Source organism: Jiella mangrovi, assembly GCF_017815135.1.
Lineage (GTDB): Bacteria > Pseudomonadota > Alphaproteobacteria > Rhizobiales > Rhizobiaceae > Jiella > Jiella mangrovi.
Genome location: NZ_JAGJCF010000006.1, coordinates 156,855 through 174,090, shown reverse-complemented (window position 1 = coordinate 174,090; position 17,236 = coordinate 156,855). Strand labels below are relative to the sequence as shown.

General features: G+C 64.7%; 14 protein-coding genes. All 14 read right to left on the bottom strand.

Annotation, left to right across the window (positions count from 1 at the left end):
• Positions 1 to 27 precede the first annotated feature (27 nt).
• The gene (locus J6595_RS11350) at positions 28 to 840 is read right to left on the bottom strand and encodes a TVP38/TMEM64 family protein (RefSeq protein ID WP_209594668.1); all 813 of its coding nucleotides are present in this window, start codon (positions 838 to 840) and stop codon (positions 28 to 30) included.
• Between the two features lie 220 nt (positions 841 to 1,060).
• Complete coding sequence (locus J6595_RS11345; RefSeq protein ID WP_209594667.1) at positions 1,061 to 2,170, bottom strand: ABC transporter ATP-binding protein; 1,110 nt, start codon at positions 2,168 to 2,170, stop codon at positions 1,061 to 1,063.
• A gap of 30 nt (positions 2,171 to 2,200) precedes the next feature.
• Positions 2,201 to 3,874 (bottom strand): alpha-glucosidase family protein, encoded by a 1,674-nt coding sequence (locus J6595_RS11340; RefSeq protein WP_245198149.1) that lies wholly within the window; start codon positions 3,872 to 3,874, stop codon positions 2,201 to 2,203.
• An 11-nt stretch (positions 3,875 to 3,885) separates the two neighbouring features.
• Positions 3,886 to 4,401 (bottom strand): GNAT family N-acetyltransferase, encoded by a 516-nt coding sequence (locus tag J6595_RS11335; protein WP_245198147.1) that lies wholly within the window; start codon positions 4,399 to 4,401, stop codon positions 3,886 to 3,888.
• Positions 4,402 to 4,403: 2 nt separating this feature from the next.
• Positions 4,404 to 5,231: a carbohydrate ABC transporter permease gene (locus tag J6595_RS11330; protein WP_209594665.1), complete on the bottom strand. Its 828-nt coding sequence runs from the start codon at positions 5,229 to 5,231 to the stop codon at positions 4,404 to 4,406.
• Between the two features lie 4 nt (positions 5,232 to 5,235).
• The gene (locus J6595_RS11325) at positions 5,236 to 6,237 is read right to left on the bottom strand and encodes a carbohydrate ABC transporter permease (protein WP_209594664.1); all 1,002 of its coding nucleotides are present in this window, start codon (positions 6,235 to 6,237) and stop codon (positions 5,236 to 5,238) included.
• 193 nt (positions 6,238 to 6,430) lie between these two features.
• The gene (locus J6595_RS11320; RefSeq protein WP_209594663.1) at positions 6,431 to 7,693 is read right to left on the bottom strand and encodes an ABC transporter substrate-binding protein; all 1,263 of its coding nucleotides are present in this window, start codon (positions 7,691 to 7,693) and stop codon (positions 6,431 to 6,433) included.
• A gap of 285 nt (positions 7,694 to 7,978) precedes the next feature.
• Positions 7,979 to 8,674 carry an urea ABC transporter ATP-binding subunit UrtE gene (gene urtE, locus J6595_RS11315; protein WP_209594662.1) on the bottom strand — a complete coding sequence of 232 codons (696 nt, stop codon included), beginning with the start codon at positions 8,672 to 8,674 and terminating at the stop codon, positions 7,979 to 7,981.
• A 794-nt stretch (positions 8,675 to 9,468) separates the two neighbouring features.
• Positions 9,469 to 10,317: an urea ABC transporter ATP-binding protein UrtD gene (gene urtD / locus J6595_RS11310; RefSeq protein ID WP_209594759.1), complete on the bottom strand. Its 849-nt coding sequence runs from the start codon at positions 10,315 to 10,317 to the stop codon at positions 9,469 to 9,471.
• Positions 10,318 to 10,477: 160 nt separating this feature from the next.
• The gene (urtC, locus tag J6595_RS11305) at positions 10,478 to 11,635 is read right to left on the bottom strand and encodes an urea ABC transporter permease subunit UrtC (protein WP_209594661.1); all 1,158 of its coding nucleotides are present in this window, start codon (positions 11,633 to 11,635) and stop codon (positions 10,478 to 10,480) included.
• A 364-nt stretch (positions 11,636 to 11,999) separates the two neighbouring features.
• Positions 12,000 to 13,622, bottom strand: a complete 1,623-nt coding sequence (gene urtB, locus J6595_RS11300; RefSeq protein ID WP_209594660.1) for an urea ABC transporter permease subunit UrtB — start codon at positions 13,620 to 13,622, stop codon at positions 12,000 to 12,002.
• A 244-nt stretch (positions 13,623 to 13,866) separates the two neighbouring features.
• The gene (gene urtA / locus J6595_RS11295; RefSeq protein ID WP_209594659.1) at positions 13,867 to 15,183 is read right to left on the bottom strand and encodes an urea ABC transporter substrate-binding protein; all 1,317 of its coding nucleotides are present in this window, start codon (positions 15,181 to 15,183) and stop codon (positions 13,867 to 13,869) included.
• A 271-nt stretch (positions 15,184 to 15,454) separates the two neighbouring features.
• Positions 15,455 to 16,495, bottom strand: a complete 1,041-nt coding sequence (locus tag J6595_RS11290; RefSeq protein WP_209594658.1) for a phosphotransferase family protein — start codon at positions 16,493 to 16,495, stop codon at positions 15,455 to 15,457.
• A gap of 87 nt (positions 16,496 to 16,582) precedes the next feature.
• A complete protein-coding gene (locus J6595_RS11285; protein ID WP_209594657.1) occupies positions 16,583 to 17,095 on the bottom strand; it encodes a MaoC family dehydratase in 513 nt (170 codons plus the stop codon).
• Between the last annotated feature and the right edge of the window lie 141 nt (positions 17,096 to 17,236).

Below are 17,236 nucleotides of genomic sequence, written 5' to 3'. Positions count from 1 at the left end.
CTTCAAAAAGTCTCGTTGAAAATCCGGTCAGGCGCGGCGCTTGCGCAGCACCGTCTTCTTCAGGACCACGCCAAGAATGGCCAGCACGGCAAGGCCGACAAGGGCGATCGTCATCTCCGTGGTGACGAGATCGGACAGCTCCAGCTTTCCCGCATCGAGATTTTCCAGCGTCCGGTCGAGGCCGGAGCCGAGAAACGCATAGACCATCGAGCCGGGAATGATGCCGAGAAAGGTGGTCGCGACATAGGTGGCGAGCGAGACCTCGAAAAAGGCCGGAGCGATGTTGACGACGAAGAACGGCAGCACCGGCGTCAGCCTCAGCAGCAGAAGATAGGTGAAGGCGTCGTCACGAAAGCCGTCCGCGAAGCGGGCAATGGCACCGCCCGATTTCCGGCGCAGGACATCGCCGAAGGCCGTGCGCGCGGCTAGAAACAGGACCGTCGCACCCATCGTCGCGCCGACCACCGTCAGCGCCCCGCCGAGAAACCAGCCGAACAGGAAGCCGGAGGCGACCGTGACGAGGGACGCGGCGGGAAAGGACACCGCGACGAGGACGGCATAGAGGAGGACGAAGCCGACGCCTGCCAGGAGACGGTTGCCGGCAACCCACGCCTGCAGCGCCTCGCGGCTGTCCAGAAAGCCCTCGAGCGAAACATAGCGATGCAGTCCGAAGGCGTAAGCGAGAGCCAGAGCCGCAACGAGCGCGAGAAGTGGGAGATAGCGTGAGGGGCCACGCCGCGATCGTTGCTTCTCGCCACGCTGCGGCGAATGAGGGTGTTGCTCCGGCTTTGCTGCCGCTTCGCCCGTCGGATCGTCGAGCTTCGGCCTTGCGATCGGCATGGTCGATCAGGTCTCCGGCTGTCGGACGCACCGGAGCGCGCGCGAGGAATGAGAGCACCGCGCCTTTCTCGGGGCCTGCGGGCTTGCGGCATCAACCTTATCCCCTTCGCCCGCGGGCATCCTCACGTTACCGGCGCGGATCGGAAACTGTTGAACACGCTTGCGTCAACGCTTCAATGCACGAATCCGCGAAAGCCCGCCGAGCCGGCGGCGGGCGCGCTTACGCCGCGCGGCGCATCTCGCCCCGCAGCGCCTGCCCGCTCTCGTCGAAGAGGCGCATGGCCTCGGGCTTGGCGGTCAGGCCGATCCTGCGGCCGCGCTCGATCGACACCTCGCCCGGCAGCTTGGCGACGAAGGGGTCGTCCGTGCGGCCAATATCCACATAGACGAGTGTCACCTCGCCGAGGGATTCGGTCAGGACGACCTCGCCGCTGAAGGGCGGGTTCGCCTCGCTCGTCATCGAAAGATCCTCCGGCCGAATCCCCAGATGAGCCGTCTGGCCCTGAGCGGAAGCCGGCGTTGCGATCGGCAGATCGACGGTCGAACCGCCTTCCGGCACGACGCGGGTGGTGGAGCCGGCGCTTTCGATCCTCGCCGGCAGAATATTCATCGAGGGCGAACCGAGGAACTTCGCGACGAAGAGATTGTCCGGGGAATTATAGAGCTCCATCGGCGAGCCGACCTGCTCGACATGGCCCTTGTTGAGGACGACGATCCGGTCGGCCAGCGTCATCGCCTCGACCTGGTCGTGGGTGACGTAGATCATCGTCGTGCCGGCCATCTTCTCGTGCAGACGGGCGATCTCGATGCGGGTCTGGACGCGCAGCGCCGCGTCGAGATTGGACAGCGGCTCGTCGAACAGGAACACCTGCGGATCGCGGGTGATCGCCCGGCCGATGGCGACGCGCTGGCGCTGGCCGCCCGACAGCGCCTTGGGCAGGCGCTCGAGATAATCCTCGATCTGCAGGATGCGCGCCGCCTCGCGGACCCTTTTGTCGATCTCCGACTTGGGCGTTCCCTTCTCCAGCGTCAGGCCGAAGGCCATGTTGTCGTAGACCGTCATGTGCGGATAGAGCGCGTATGACTGAAACACCATGGCGATGCCGCGCTGCTTCGGCGTCAGCGAATTGACCACCCGCCCGCCGATCTCCAGCGTGCCGCCGGTGATGTCCTCGAGCCCTGCGATGACGCGCAGAAGCGTCGATTTTCCGCAGCCGGAGGGGCCGACGAAAACGACGAACTCGCCGGCCGCAATGTCGAGGTCAATGCCGTGCAGCACCTCGACGGCGCCATAGGCCTTTTTCACCTTGGTGAGCTTGAGATTGGCCATCAGATCCTCCCAAAATCCGTGCGCGCCCGCTCAGAGCGCGCCGATGAAACCGTCATGGTCGTCAAGATGTATGCTCTCCCCCTCGCGCCGGCCGCCGAAGCCAGAGCCGGCGATCGGGCGCGGGTCGAAGCCGGCCGGAAGCGGACAATCCGCCGGCCGGTCGGTGAGATTGAAGAGGCAGAGAAGGCGCTCGCCCTCGCGCTCCCGGGTAAAGGCGAGAACGCCCTCCGGGGCATCCAGAAACCTGATCGCGCCGCTGCGCAGTGCCGGGTGGGCCGCGCGAAAAGCGATGAGGCGGCGATAGAAGTTCAATAAAGAGGCCGGCTCCGCCTCCATCGCATCGACCGCGCGGGCGGCATGCTCGGGCGGCACCGGCAGCCATGGCCGGACATCGGAAAAGCCGGCATGGGCCGACCCCGCCTCCCATGCCATCGGGGTGCGACAGCCGTCACGCCCCTTCACCTCCGGCCAGAAATTGATGCCGTAGGGATCGACCAGATCCTCATAGGCGATGTCGGCCTCGGTCAGGCCCAGCTCCTCGCCCTGATAGAGGCAGACCGAGCCGCGCAGGGTGAGGAGGATGCCGGCGGCCAGCCTCAGCGTCTTCTCGGTGTCGCGGCTTTCGACGGTCCATCGGGTCGCATGGCGCTCGACATCGTGGTTGGAAAAGGCCCAGCAGGCCCAGCCGTCCGGCCCCGCCGCCTCGAAGCGCTCGATGATCGCCCGGATGCTCTGCGCCGGCGGCATGTTGCCGGAGAGAAAGTCGAAGGCGTAGCACATGTTCAGCCGGTCGGAGCCGGTGGTGTACTCGGCCATCAGCTCGACGCCGCGAATGCGCTCGCCCACCTCGCCGACGGCCATCGCGCCATAGTCGTCCAGCAGCGCCCGCAACTCGGCAAAGAAGGTCAGCACCTCCGGCCGGTTCTTGTCGTGGATATGGTCCTGGAAATTGTAGGGCTGGTTGCGCGAGGCCATCATTTCGGACTGGAGGCCCGGATCGAGAGGCGGATTGTCGGTGAGCTCGGCGTCGTGGAAATAGAAATTCGCCGTGTCCAGCCGGAACCCGTCGACACCGCGATCGAGCCAGAAGCGGACATCGTCGAGCAGAGCCTGCCGGACCGCCGGATTGTGGAAATTCAGATCCGGCTGCGAGGTCAGGAAATTGTGCAGGTAATATTGCCGGCGGCGGGAATCCCACTTCCACGACGTGCCGCCGAAGACCGACAGCCAGTTGTTCGGCGGTGTCCCGTCGGGTTTGGGATCGGCCCAGACATACCAGTCGGCCTTGTCGTTGTCGCGGCTCGACCGGCTCTCGACGAACCAGGGATGGAGGTTCGACGAATGGGACAGGACCTGATCGATGATCACCTTGAGCCCCAGCCGATGGGCCTCGGCGACGAGAGCGTCGAAATCGGCAAGCGTCCCGAAGATCGGATCGACATCCCTGTAGTTCGAGATGTCGTAGCCGAAATCCTTCATCGGCGAGGTCATGAAGGGCGAGATCCAGATCCCGTCGACGCCGAGCGAGGCGACATGGCCGAGGCGCCGGGTGATGCCGGCCAGATCGCCGATGCCGTCGCCATTGGAGTCCTGAAACGAGCGCGGATAGATCTGGTAGAGGACGCAGCCGCGCCACCAGTCCGCCCCGCGCCCGGCGGCAGCGTCATGCGAAGCGGCGGCGAAGTCGGCAGGTCTGTCGTCCAAACTGAACTCCATCAGGCGGCGGCCTCGAAGGCCGGATGATAGGTGATTTCGCCGCTCGGCGCCGGCGGCGCGATGACAAGGCGCTGGACATAGCGCGCCGGCAGCCCGCGATAGGTCAGCGCCGGATCGCTCCTGAAGCCGAACCGGGCGTAAAAGGCCGGATCGCCGAGAAGGACGCAGCCATTCGCGCCCTGCTCCTTCAGCCGGCGAAGACCATCCGTCACCAGCGCCGCGCCGATCCCCCGGCGCTGGAGCTGCGGCCAGACGGCGACAGGGCCGAGACCGTACCAGCCACCCTCCCCACTCTCCACCTCGACGGCCGAAAAGGCGATGTGGCCGAGGATGCCGCCATCCTCATCGACGGCGACCAGCGAGAGGGTCATGGCCACTGCCTCGCGCAGACCTTCGACGATCGCCACCTCGCTCTGGTCGCTGTGTTCCGCGTCGCGAAACGCCGCCTCGATCAGCGACCGGATGACGGCATGGTCGGCCGGCGTTTCGGGCCTGATGTGGGGATCACGGGTCAATGTCAGCCCTTCACGCCGCCGGCGGTGAGGCCGGAAATGATCTTGCGCTGGAAGATGAGGACGAGAACGATCAGCGGAACCGTGACGATCACAGAGGCTGCCATGATCGTGCCCCAGGGGATTTCCTGCTCGGATGCGCCCGAGAGCAGCGCGATCGCCACCGGCACGGTGCGGGTGGAGTTGTTGGAGACGAAGGTCAGCGCGAAGAGGAACTCGTTCCAGGCGGCGATGAAGGCGAGGAGGCCCGTCGTCACCAGCGCCGGCCACATCAGCGGCAAAAACACCCGCATGACAATGGTGAAGGGCGAGGCGCCATCGACGATCGCCGCTTCCTCGATCTCAACCGGCAGATCGCGCATGAAGGTCGTCAGCACCCAGACCGTGAAGGGCAAGGTGAAGATCATATAGGCGAAGATCAGCGAGAAGAGCGTGTTGTAGAGCCCGGCCCAGCGGACCATCTCGAACAGGCCGGCGAGGACGGCGATCTGCGGGAACATCGAGACGGCGAGGATCGTCAGGAGCAGCAGCCCGCGCCCGGCAAAGTTGATGCGCGAAAGGGCATAGGCCGCGGTCACCGCCAGAAACAACGAGATGGCGACCACGACCACCGCGACGATCACCGAATTGAGGATGTTGGTCGGGAAGACGCCGTTGGTGAGGACGCCTTCGTAATTGGCGAGGTCGAAGTCCACCGGTAGGTAGTTCACCCGGAACAGCGCCGTGCCCGATTTCAGGCTCGTGAGAATCGCATAGTAGAACGGGAAGACCGAGAACAGGACGATGAAGACGACGAGGGCGTAAAAGCCGGTGCGTTTGAGGGCGTATGGCATGGCGTCAGCTTCCCCTTCCGCCAAGATCGAGCCGGGCGACCTTGATGTAGAACAGGGTGATGAAGGCGATCACCAGGAACAGCAGCGTCGAGGCCGCCGAGCCATAGGCGAACTTGTCGAACTGGAAGAGATTTTCCTGGGCGAAGACCGACATCGACTTCGTCTGGGTGTTGTTCGGCGTCAGAACGTAGATCAGGTCGAAGACGCGCAGCGCGTCGAGCGCACGGAAGATCACCGCGACGAGGATCGCCGGGCGGATCAGCGGCAGCGTCACCTTGAAGAACACCTTGACCGGATGGATGCCGTCGATCTTCGCCGCCTCGTAGACGTCGCCCGGCACCATCTGCAGGCCGGCGAGGATCAGGAGCGCCATGAAGGGCGTCGTCTTCCACACATCGACGATGATCACCGCCCACATCGCCGTGTCGGGATCGGCGGTCCAGGCGATGGGCGAGGAGATGATGCCGATCGCCATCAGCATGTCGTTGAGGATGCCGAACTGGTCGTTCATCATCCAGGCCCACATCTTGGCCGAAACGATGGTCGGGATCGCCCAGGGGATGAGAACGGCGGCGCGCACGAAAGCGCGACCCTTGAACTCGGCATTGAGAACGAGGGCGAAGACGAGGCCGAGCACGGTCTCGATCGCCACCGAAATCACGGAATAATAGACGGTATTCCAGACCGCGTTCCACCATTGCGGATCGAACAGGAGGCCGAAATACTCGCCCTCCCCGTCGCCATAGTCGACATATTCCCAATAGTTTCTGAGACCGACGAAATCGGCGCCTTCGAGGTTCGACAGGCTGGCATTGGTCAGCGAGAACCAGATGGTCTTCAGGAGCGGCCAGCCGGCGACAAGGGCAAGGACGAGGAGCATCGGCGCAAGGAACAGCCAGGCCGAGCGAAGCCTCTGGCGTGAGAGATCCGAGCGTGGCCTTGCGCCCGCGCGCTCGGCCTCGAGCGCCTTCTCCGTCGGCGGAACGCCTGCCTGAACGTTTGCCATCGTCTCCTCCCATCGGGCATCCGTTGCACGCAGGGACGGCCGGTTTTCCGGTCTCTTGCCCCTTGCGTTTTGGCTATCCCGATGGCCGGATGCCCTGTCTTTGCCAAGCGGGATCTGCCGCGCGAGACATGATCTTTCGTGCCGCGCGATGGCGAGGCGCGGGGCCGAAGGACCCCGCGACCTCAGGCGGGGATCACTCCCAGGCGCTGCGCTTCAGGCGGCGCAGTCGTTTTTCCAGCTTGTCGAGATTGTCGGCGGCCGAGCCGCGCCCGGACAGGGTCTCGTTCACCGCCGTCCAGAACTCCTTCGACACCTCGTTATACTGCTTCTTCGTCGGCGCCGAGGGCCGCGGCACGGCGTTTTCGACCACCTCTCCCCATGCGGCGACGATCGGCTGGGCCTTGGCGATATCCGGATCGTCGTAAAGTTCGGGGACGGTCGGCAGGCGCGCGGTGTTCATCGCCCGCTCCTTCTGGGCCTTTTCCGACCCCAGGAACTTGACCAGCGCGATGGCCGCCTCCTGGTGCTGCGAATATTTCGACACCGCGAGATTCCAGCCGCCCAGGCAGGCGGCGGACTTGCCGCCCTCTCCCGCTGGCAGCGGAGCGACATCGAACTTGCCCTTCACGGCGGAATCGTCGCCATTCGACAGGGCGTAGGCATAGGGCCAGTTGCGCATGAAGACGGCATTGCCGGTCTGCCAGACGCCGCGCGATTCCTCTTCCTTGTAGGAGAGCACGCCCTCCGGGGCGATCGTGCCGACCCAGCCCTTGGCCATCTCGATGGCCTCGGCGGCCTTCGGATTGTTGATGGTGATGTCGCCCTCCGGCGAGACGATCTGGCCACCGCCATTGGAGGCGATCCATTCCAGCCCGTCGCAGGTCAGGCCCTCATAGGGTGCGCCCTGGAAGACGAAGCCGTTCATCTGGGAATTGCCGGCCTCGCGCTCCTTGTCCTGGATCTCCTTGGCCGTGTCGGTCAGCTCTTTCCAGGTTTTCGGCGGCTCCTTGCCGTATTTCTCCAGAAGATCGGTGCGGTAATAGAGCGCCGGCGCGTCGGTATACATCGGAAAGGCGACGAGCTTGCCGTCGACGGTCTGCGACTGGATCACCGAAGGGTTCTGCTTCTTCGCCTCCTCCGCCAACGGTCCGGACAGATCGACGAAGCTCGAAGCCAGCTGTGGCGCCCAGATGACGTCGGTGCGATAGACGTCGACATCCTGGTTGCCGGCTGACAGCCACAGGCGGTACTGGCCGAACTGATCTGTCGTCGAGGCCGGCATCTCGACGATCTTGACGGTGTGGCCGCTCTCCTTCTCGAAGGCGTCGAGCTGCATTCTGAGTTCGGAAATGTCCTTGCCGATGGAGCCGGCGACGAGCGCCAGCTCCTCGGCGCTGGCGGCACCCGAAAACAATACACCTGCCGCCAGGACGGCAGCCATCTTGCGCAATCTCATGCGTTCTTCTCCTCCCTTTGGGTCGTCTCGGCGACACTGATGGGCGCGTCTTTGCGACGTCTCGAGACGAACGGCTCCACCTCCCATGGTCAGCGCCGCGTCTCAGCCCGTTAGATGGGATGCTAGCCGAACAACCGGGAAAGGCAAGCGTTTCAGGGCAAGCGATGCCGCCGGCTCATGGCCCGGCGACGACCGTCCGGCCTTACGGGCTGCAGCACGGAGATGGATCTGAGCCGGGAGGCGGTGTGCGGACAACGCAGGCCAACCAGCCTTTAGCGCATTGGATCAAACGGTCAGATGCTTCCTGACCTCCGGGTCGTCGAGGCCCTCCGCCGGGCCTTCGAAGACGATCTCGCCGCGATCCATCACATAGACCTTGTCGGCGAGCTCTCGGCAGAAATCGAGATACTGTTCGACCAGAAGGATCGCGATGCCGGAATTCTCCTTCAGGAAGCGGATCGCGCGGCCGATATCCTTGATGATCGAGGGCTGGATGCCCTCGGTCGGCTCGTCGAGGACGAGAAGCTGCGGCCGCGTCACCAGCGCCCGGCCGATCGCCAGCTGCTGCTGCTGGCCGCCGGACAGGTCGCCGCCGCGCCGGCCCAGCATGTCCTTCAAAACCGGGAAGAGCTCGTAGACGTGGTCCGGTATCGTCCGGTCGGCAGCCTTCAACGGCGCATAGCCCGTCTGAAGATTTTCCTTCACCGTCAAAAGCGGAAAGATCTCGCGCCCCTGGGGCACGAAGCCGATGCCGCGCCGGGCTCGGGCATAGGGCGCCTCGCGGCCGAGAACATCGCCATCGAGAGCGATCTCGCCGCGCCGGATCGGCTGCTGACCGACGACGGCCCTCAGCAGCGACGTCTTGCCGACGCCGTTGCGGCCGAGGACGCAGGTGATCTCGCCCTTCTTCGCGCCAAGGGAGACGTTCCGCAGGGCCTGGGCGGCGCCATAATAGAGATCGACATTGGAGACCGTCAGCATGGGCCACGCCCTCCCGCGGGCGTCTTCCTCGGGCCCCGTCCCGAGGATCCAGGGGCGGTTGCCGCTGCATCAGAGGCTTCCGCCTTCTGCAACGGAAGCTGATGGCGCCCGACGATCCCTGGATTCTCGGGACGGGGCCCGAGAATGACGAAGCGTTGAGGCTCGCGCCTGTCGTTTCTGCGCCTCGGCATCGCCGACCGCCTTCCCACGCAACCATTGCCGTTGCAGCCGGGCACGCATGTGAACTCGCCCTTCCCGGCGCCGAGCGAGACGTCTCGAAGCGCCTGGGCCGCGCCATAATAGAAGTTGACATTGGAGACTGTCAGCATAGGCCACGCCCTCCCGCGGCCGTCATCCTCGGGCCCCGTCCCGAGGATCCAGCGGCGGTTGCCGCTGCATCGGGGACTTCCGCCCTGTGCAATTCAGGCCAATAGCGCCCCACGATCTCTGGATTCTCGGGACGGGGCCCGAGAATGACGAAGCGTTGGGGCTCGCGCCTGTCGTTTCTACGCAACCGCATCGCCGTCCCTTTTTGCAAGTAGCACTTCCGGAAGGGTCGTTCGCGTTGTCTGGAAGCGTCGGCCGCTAGGCCGTTTACCGCGGAGACCCCCAAAGTCGTCCTCATCCTGAGGTGCGGGACGGCTCGGAGAGCCGGCGCGCCTCGAAGGGCGAGGACGTGGCTCGGCGTTGCGGCTATGCCCCCTCGCCCTTCGAGGCGCGGCATGTCTAGCGACATGTCGCGCACCTCAGGATGAGGGGGCAGTCCAACGCCTGCGCTGAAAATAGAGTTCTCTTCATCGCCCGAGATACACCTCGATCACCTTCGGATCGGCCGAGACCTTGTCGAGCGTTCCTTCCGACAGCACCGAACCTTCGTGCAGGCAGGTGACCTTCACGCCGAGTTCGCGCACGAAACCCATGTCGTGCTCGACGACGACGACGGAGCGGGTCGTCGCGATCTCGCGCAGGAGCCGGGCCGTTTCCTCGGTCTCGGCGTCGGTCATGCCGGCCACCGGCTCGTCGACGAGGAGGAGTTCGGGATCCTGCGCAAGCAGCATGCCGATTTCGAGCCACTGCTTCTGGCCATGGCTGAGATTGGCGGCGAGGGTCTTTCGCTTTGCGGTCAGGCGGATCGTCTCGAGGATCTCCTCAATGCGCGCGCGCTCGGGCTCGTCCTTGCGGTGGACGAGCGCTTCCAGCACCGAGCGCGGGCCGGAGAGCGACAGGCGGATATTGTCCTCGATGGTGTGGCTTTCGAAGACGGTCGGCTTCTGGAACTTGCGGCCGATGCCCATATTGGCAATCGCCGCCTCGTCGTGCCGGGTGAGGTCCACGTCGCCGTTGAAGAAGACCTCGCCCTTGTCGGGCCGGGTCTTGCCGGTGATGATGTCCATCATCGTCGTCTTGCCGGCGCCGTTCGGGCCTATGATGGCGCGCATCTCGCCCTTCTCGATCACCAGCGAGAGGTTGTTGATCGCCTTGAAGCCGTCGAAGCTCTTGGTGACGCCGTCGAGATAAAGCAGCGTATCGCGCCTTGCACGACCATTCGCCTCGGCGGCCAGCCGCTTTTCGCGAAGCTGCGTCGCATAGGGATGCGGCGAGACGACGGTTTCCCTCGGCTGCGGCTCTGCGGGCTCCGCCATGCCGGAGGGCGGCGAAGACGTTCTGGCCTCCTGCCTTCCGGCGCCCGGCGCCGATGCCGATGGCTGTGCATTTGCCTGTGCCGATCCAACGCCCTGGGGCTGCGACAGCGCGCGGATCTCCTCCGCGACCTTGTCGATTACCTTGGCTTCTGTCATCCGCCTACTCCGCCGGGTTCGCGACGGCGGCCGCGTCATCCGCCTCGCCCTTTTCGGCATCCCTGGCGCGGCGCCGCTGGCGCAGCGTGTCCCAGCCATGATCGATGGTGCCGACGATGCCGCGCGGCAGGACGAGTGTGACGAAGACGAAGAGGCTGCCGAGGATGAACAGCCAGAATTCCGGCGCGAGCGCCGTGAAGACCGTCTTGCCGTAATTGACGATGAGCGCGCCGATGACCGGGCCGATCAGGGTGCCGCGACCGCCGACAGCCGCCCAGACGACGATCTCGATCGAATTGACCGGCGAGAATTCCCCCGGATTGATGATGCCGACCTGCGGCACGTAGAGCGCGCCGGCGATGCCGGCCATGACGGCGGAGACCGTGAAGGCGAAGAGCTTCACATATTCCGGCCGCCAGCCGATGAAACGGGTGCGGCTTTCGGCGTCGCGGACGGCGATCATCAGCTTGCCGAATTTGGAGCGTGTGAGCCAGCCAACGAGGAGGACGCCGATCGCCAAAGCGATGCAGCTGGCCGCAAAGAGCCCGGCTCTGGTGGCATCCGCCTGGATCGAGAAGCCGAGAATATCCTTGAAGTCGGTGAGGCCGTTATTGCCGCCGAAACCCATGTCGTTGCGAAAGAAGGCGAGGAGCAGCGCGTAGGTCATCGCCTGGGTGATGATCGACAGATAGACCCCGGTGACCCTCGAGCGGAAAGCGAAGAAGCCGAAGACGAAGGCGAGCAGCCCCGGCACGAGCATCACCATCAGGGCGGCGAACCAGAACTCACCGAAGCCATACCAGTACCAGGGCAGTTCCTTCCAGTTGAGGAACACCATGAAGTCGGGAAGATCGGGATTGCCATAGACGCCGCGCGCGCCGATCTGGCGCATCAGATACATGCCCATGGCATAGCCGCCGAGGGCGAAGAAGGCGCCGTGGCCGAGCGACAGAATGCCGACATAGCCCCAGACGAGATCGAGCGCGAGCGCCAGAAGCGCGTAGCAGACATATTTGCCCCACAGCGGCACGATGTAGGACGGCACGTGAAGGGGATGGCTCGCCGGCAACCAGAGATTGGCCATCGGCACGAGGATCGCGGCGGCGAGAATGGCCGCAATGAGGATCCACACGCGCGGGCCGAGGAAGCGGGCGAGGATCATCGGCCGGCCTCCATGCTCAAAAGGCCGGTTGGGAGGGGCCGGCGGCAGTGGGTGGTCTGACCTCCTCCCGCCAGCGCAAGCGCATCCACACATCTGCCCGGTGCTTTGAGGGCAGACCTATGGGAGGGGGTATCAGCGGGGATGGGCGAAAGTTGAAGCTTCGTCATTCTCGGGCCCCGTCCCGAGAATCCAGGGGCCACTGCCGCTGCATAAACCGCTTCCGCCCTCTGCTGCCGAAGCGAATGGCGCTCGACGATCTCTGGATTCTCGGGACGGGGCCCGAGAATGACGACGTGTCGAGGCTGGCGCTTCAGCCAATCGCTGGCGAGACGGAACATCGAAAGAGGTTTCAAACCCTGCGCACTCATGCGTCGACGAACCTCCCCTTCTGGGCGAAGAGACCGCGCGGGCGCTTCTGGATGAACAGGATGATCAGGACGAGGACGACGATCTTGCCGAGCACGGCACCGGCATAGGGTTCGAGGAACTTGTTGAGAATGCCGAGGCTCATCGCGCCGACGAGCGTTCCCCACAAATTGCCGACCCCGCCGAAGACGACGACCATGAAGCTGTCGATGATGTAGCCCTGGCCGAGATTGGGCGAGACGTTGTCGATCTGCGAGAGGGCGACGCCGGCGATGCCGGCGATGCCCGAGCCGAGCGCGAAGGTCATGGCGTCGACCCAGGGGGTCCTGATGCCCATGGCCGCCGCCATCCGGCGGTTCTGGGTGACGGCGCGCATCTGCAGCCCGAGCGGGGTCTTGTTGAGGACGGCGAGCAGCGCGGCGAAGACGACCAGCGCGAAGACGATGATCCACAGCCGGTTCCAGGTGATCGACATCAGCCCGAGATTGAAGGCGCCGGACATGAAGTCGGGATTGCCGACCTGGCGGTTGGACGGACCGAAGATCGTCCGCACCGCCTGCTGCAGGATCAGGGAGACGCCGAATGTCGCCAGAAGGGTCTCCAGCGGCCGCCCGTACAGGAAACGGATCAGCCCGCGCTCCATCACCAGGCCGACGGCCCCGGAGACGAGAAAGGCCAGCGGCAGGGCGATCAGAAGCGACCATTCGAAAAGCCCGGGCGCGTTGGAGCGGATGAACTCCTGCACCGCGAAGGTGGTGTAGGCGCCGAGCATCACCATCTCGCCATGGGCCATGTTGATGACGCCCATGACGCCGAAGGTGATGGCAAGGCCGATCGCCGCCAAAAGCAGGACCGAGCCGAGGGACAGGCCGTACCAGACGTTCTGCATCTGGTTCCAGAAGGCGATGTTGGCCTTGATGGCGGCGATCGCCGCATCGGCCGCGGCCCTGGCCACCGGGTCGTCGGTGGATCTGGCGAAGACGGTCAGCTTGTTGAGGGATTCCCGGTCGGCGCGGTTGGCGAGAACCTTGGCGGCTGCCGCCTTGTCCTCGGCGGAGCGATCGGAAACCAGCATCGCGCTGGCCCGCGCCTCCTCCATCCGCGCCTTCACCGAGGCGTCCTGTTCGGCCGCGATCGCAGCGTCGAGCGGCTCGATCATCTCCGGATCGGCTTCCGAAAACAGCGTGTCGGCGGCCCGCATCCGCTGGGCCGGATTGTCGGACCGCAATGTCAGCGAGCCGAGCGCGCCGGTGACGGCGTTGCGGATGGAATTCTTGACGCGGACCTTCTGCATGTCGCCGCGTGGCGCGCTGCCGGCACTCTCGCCGGTGATCGGGTCGAACAGCGCGTATTCGTCGCCCCGGCGCTCCGCGATGAAGACCGCCTCGTCGCTCTCGCGCCAGTAGAGATCGCCTTCACGCAGCGCCCTGAGAGCCCTGGCGACCCGCGCGTCACCGGTGGCCGCGAGTTCGGAAATGACGGCTTCGGTGTGGTCGTAGCTCTGCTTGCCACCGAATTTCTGGACGATCGCGGCCGCGTCGGAGACCTGCGCCAAGGCCGGTGCGGCGCACAGGAACAGGAAGGCAAGGGTTACGAGGAGCCGGTGGAGCGATCGGGTCATGGGGTCTTCGTCATGCCTCACGGCCGGCTTTGGCCATGGCCGGTGGAAGAAATGTTCGCGGAGCGGCCCATCGCGGGCCGCTCCGCCGGCGCTGCTTGGGAGGCAGGCAGTGATGCTTGGCAGATCCGTCGGGCGGAGCGGGCTGCGCCGGGAGGAAGCGCAGCCCGGCCCGTTTGCCGTGGATGGGCGGTCTTGAACCGTGAAAGCCCGTGCCCTGGCTTTCCGCTTCCCGCCCCGCCGCGGCTCAGTTGGAGGTTTCGGCCGTGTCGCCGAGGCACTTCTTGGCCTCGGTGTCGTAGTTGCCGCATTTCAGCTCGACCCAATCGGCCTTCAGCTTCTTGGATTCGGGCAGGAAGTCCGACCAGGCATCGCCCGGAACGAGGTCTTCCGTCTCGGAGACGACGTCGAACTGACCGTCGTCGGTGATCTCGCCGATCAGCACGGGCTTGGTGATGTGGTGGTTCGGCAGCATCTGCGACACACCGCCGGTCAGGTTGGCCTGCTCGATGCCCGGCAGGGCGTCGATGACCGCGTCAGGGTCGGTCGTACCGGCCTTCTCGACGGCCTTCACCCACATGTTGAAGCCGATGTAGTGAGCTTCCATCGGGTCGTTGGTGACGCGGTTGTCGTCCTTGATGAAGGCGCGCCACTTTTCGATGAAGTCCTCGTTTTCCGGCGTGTCGACGGACTGGAAGTAGTTCCAGGCGGCGAGATGGCCGACCAGCGGCGCCGTGTCGATACCGGCAAGCTCCTCCTCACCGACGGAAAAGGCGACGACCGGGATGTCGGTGGCCTTGATGCCCTGATTGCCGAGCTCCTTGTAGAACGGGACGTTGGCATCGCCGTTGACGGTGGAGACGACGGCGGTCTTCTTGCCGGCCGAGCCGAATTCCTTGATCGAGGAGACCTCGGTCTGCCAGTCGGAGAAGCCGAAGGGCGTATAGTTGACCTTGATGTCTTCGGGGGCGACGCCCTTGGACTTCAGATAGGCCTCGAGGATCTTGTTGGTCGTGCGCGGATAGACGTAGTCGGTGCCTTCCAGAACCCAGCGCTCGACGCCCTCGTTCATCAGATAGTCGACGGCCGGGATCGCCTGCTGGTTCGGGGCGGCGCCGGTGTAGAAGACGTTGCGCTCGGATTCCTCGCCCTCGTACTGGACGGGATAGAACAGGATCGAGTCGAGTTCCTTGAAGACCGGCAGCACCGATTTGCGCGACACCGAGGTCCAGCAGCCGAACACAACCGAGACGCCGTCCTGGCTGATCAGCTCGCGGGCCTTCTCCGCGAACAGCGGCCAGTCCGAGGCCGGATCGACGACGACAGCCTCGAGCGGGCGACCGAGAACGCCGCCCTTCTTGTTCTGCTCGTCGATGAGCATCAGCATGGCGTCCTTCAGCGTCGTCTCGGAGATCGCCATGGTGCCCGAAAGCGAATGAAGGATGCCGACCTTGATCGGCTCGCCGCTCGGCTTGGCGTCCTGCGCATAGGCCCCGCTCAGGCCGAAGCCCGCGATGGCCACCGCCGCGGCCGTCTTCTGCATCCAGGTGATGGCTGATTTCATCTGATACCTCCGGTCGTGTCCGGCCTGTTTGCCGGCCTCCTGCGACAGGAGAGCAAAGCCCGTGCCAGACGTGACTTGAGGGAAGACCGCACGTGCCGGCGCCGCCTTACAGCCAAGCGCAGAGCGTGGTTCGCGCCGCGCGCAACCTGTCCGCAAGGCATCGGATACCGCTAAGGAGATCGCACTGAGTGTCTACTGAGCAGGCAAAATGGAGCCCATCGCACAAAAAATGTGCGCATCGCCGCTGCTTCGCGAAGACGCCGCCATGGGCTCAGCCGTCTTCGATGACCTCGATCGCAAGCCGTGCCAGCACCGGCACGTTGCGGCCATAGACCTGCGCCTGCTCGGGATTGGACGCATTGCCGTCGGCATAGCGTTTGAAAACGCCCTGCAGGATCGCGGCGAGACGGAAAAACGCGAAGGCGAGATGGAAATTCCACGTCTCGATCTCGTCCAGTCCGCGCCTGTCGCAATAGTGCGAGACATACTGCGCCTCGGTCGGCAGGCCCCGTTCGGCGCGATCGACGCTGCCGAGCCCCTTGAAGGCGCCGAGATTGGGCAGGCGCAGCTGCATGCATTGATAGGCGAGATCGGCGAGCGGGTGACCGAGGGTCGAAAGCTCCCAGTCGATGACGGCAATGACCTCGGGTCGCTCACGCGAGACGATGAGATTGTCGAGCCGGTAGTCCCCGTGCACGAGGGTGATGACGCCGTCATCGGGGGGAAGATTGTCCTCCAGCCACTCGATCAGCCGGTCCATGTCCGGGATCTCGTCGATCTTCGACTGGCGCCACTGGTCAGACCAGCGCGAGAGCTGACGGGCGAAATAGTTTCCCGGGCGTCCGAAATCCGAAAGCCCCGCGGCTTCGATATCGACGTCGTGAATGGCCGCAAGCGTCGCATTCATGGAATCGTAGATCGCGCCGCGCTCGCCCGGATCCTCAATCTCTGGCAGGCTCGGGTCCCAGAAGATCCGGCCCTCGACATGCTCCATGACGAAGAAAGCGCGCTTGATCGGCGAGTCGGTCTCGCTGGCGAGATGCAGCATCTGCGGGACGGGGACCCTGGTCCTGGAAAGCGCCTGCATCACCCGGAATTCGCGCTCGACCTGGTGAGCCGAGGCGAGCAGCTTGCCGGGGGGCTTGGCCCTCAGGACATAAGTTCCGCTCTGTGCATCGAGGCGGTAGGTCGGGTTGGACTGGCCGGACTGAAACTTGACGACCCGTTCGAGCCCCGCAAATCCCTCGACCGCGCCTCCGAGATAGGCGGCGAGCGCCTCCTGGTCGAGCGTTTTGTCCTCGCCATCGGTCATGTCCCGGCCTCCTTGCGAAACTCTTGCCTGCGCGGGTTCGCCGCCCGTTTGAGGTTTCCGATTCCGTCCCTCTCAGGCCATGCGGTGCTAGCTTTCGGGCGGCGTCATCACCGTCAGCGTGATCCAGTGAGCCGACAGCGCCGGTTTGAGCGTGCCTTCGATCTCCACCGCCGCGTCCCAGCCGCTTTGCAGGCTGACCGCACGCTCGGCGAGCGAAATCAACCGGAAGCGTCCGCGCACCCGCGCACCCGCCTTGACGGGATTGAGAAAGCGGACCTTATCGAAGCCGTAATTCATGCCCATCCGCATGCCCCTGACGCCGGGGATCGCCTCATAGGCGAGCGTGGAGAGCAGCGAGAGCGTCAGGAAGCCGTGCGCGATGGTTCCGCCGAACGGCGTTTCGGCCTTTGCGCGCTCCGGATCGACATGGATGAACTGGTGATCGTGGGTGGCGACCGCAAAACGATCGATCATCGTCTGATCGACGGTCAGCCAGGGCGAGAACAGGGGCTCGCCGTCGAGAAGTGCGCGATATTCGGCAGGCGGCACCATCCGCTCGCCCAAAAGCGCTTCCGTCTCGGCCACGGAATTGAGTGCCATCATGAATCTCCGAAGGGTTCGGGTCCCGTCATCTCGTCGATACTGCCCCTCAAAAGGCAGGATCTCGTGGGTGGTATATGCGACCGGGCGGCCACAAAGGAACAGGGCGCCGCGAGCGATGTGGCTCGTGCTGCCGATATT

What these genes read in the sequence shown, in the direction of transcription:
- J6595_RS11350 (WP_209594668.1), bottom strand. Translation starts at nt 840, where the DNA reads ATGCCGATCGCAAGGCCGAAGCTCGACGATCCGACGGGCGAAGCGGCA.
- J6595_RS11345 (WP_209594667.1), bottom strand. Translation starts at nt 2,170, where the DNA reads ATGGCCAATCTCAAGCTCACCAAGGTGAAAAAGGCCTATGGCGCCGTC.
- J6595_RS11330 (WP_209594665.1), bottom strand. Translation starts at nt 5,231, where the DNA reads ATGCCATACGCCCTCAAACGCACCGGCTTTTACGCCCTCGTCGTCTTC.
- J6595_RS11325 (WP_209594664.1), bottom strand. Translation starts at nt 6,237, where the DNA reads ATGGCAAACGTTCAGGCAGGCGTTCCGCCGACGGAGAAGGCGCTCGAG.
- J6595_RS11320 (WP_209594663.1), bottom strand. Translation starts at nt 7,693, where the DNA reads ATGAGATTGCGCAAGATGGCTGCCGTCCTGGCGGCAGGTGTATTGTTT.
- urtE (WP_209594662.1), bottom strand. Translation starts at nt 8,674, where the DNA reads ATGCTGACGGTCTCCAATGTCGATCTCTATTATGGCGCCGCCCAGGCC.
- urtD (WP_209594759.1), bottom strand. Translation starts at nt 10,317, where the DNA reads ATGGCGGAGCCCGCAGAGCCGCAGCCGAGGGAAACCGTCGTCTCGCCG.
- urtC (WP_209594661.1), bottom strand. Translation starts at nt 11,635, where the DNA reads ATGATCCTCGCCCGCTTCCTCGGCCCGCGCGTGTGGATCCTCATTGCG.
- urtB (WP_209594660.1), bottom strand. Translation starts at nt 13,622, where the DNA reads ATGACCCGATCGCTCCACCGGCTCCTCGTAACCCTTGCCTTCCTGTTC.
- urtA (WP_209594659.1), bottom strand. Translation starts at nt 15,183, where the DNA reads ATGAAATCAGCCATCACCTGGATGCAGAAGACGGCCGCGGCGGTGGCC.
- J6595_RS11290 (WP_209594658.1), bottom strand. Translation starts at nt 16,495, where the DNA reads ATGACCGATGGCGAGGACAAAACGCTCGACCAGGAGGCGCTCGCCGCC.
- J6595_RS11285 (WP_209594657.1), bottom strand. Translation starts at nt 17,095, where the DNA reads ATGGCACTCAATTCCGTGGCCGAGACGGAAGCGCTTTTGGGCGAGCGG.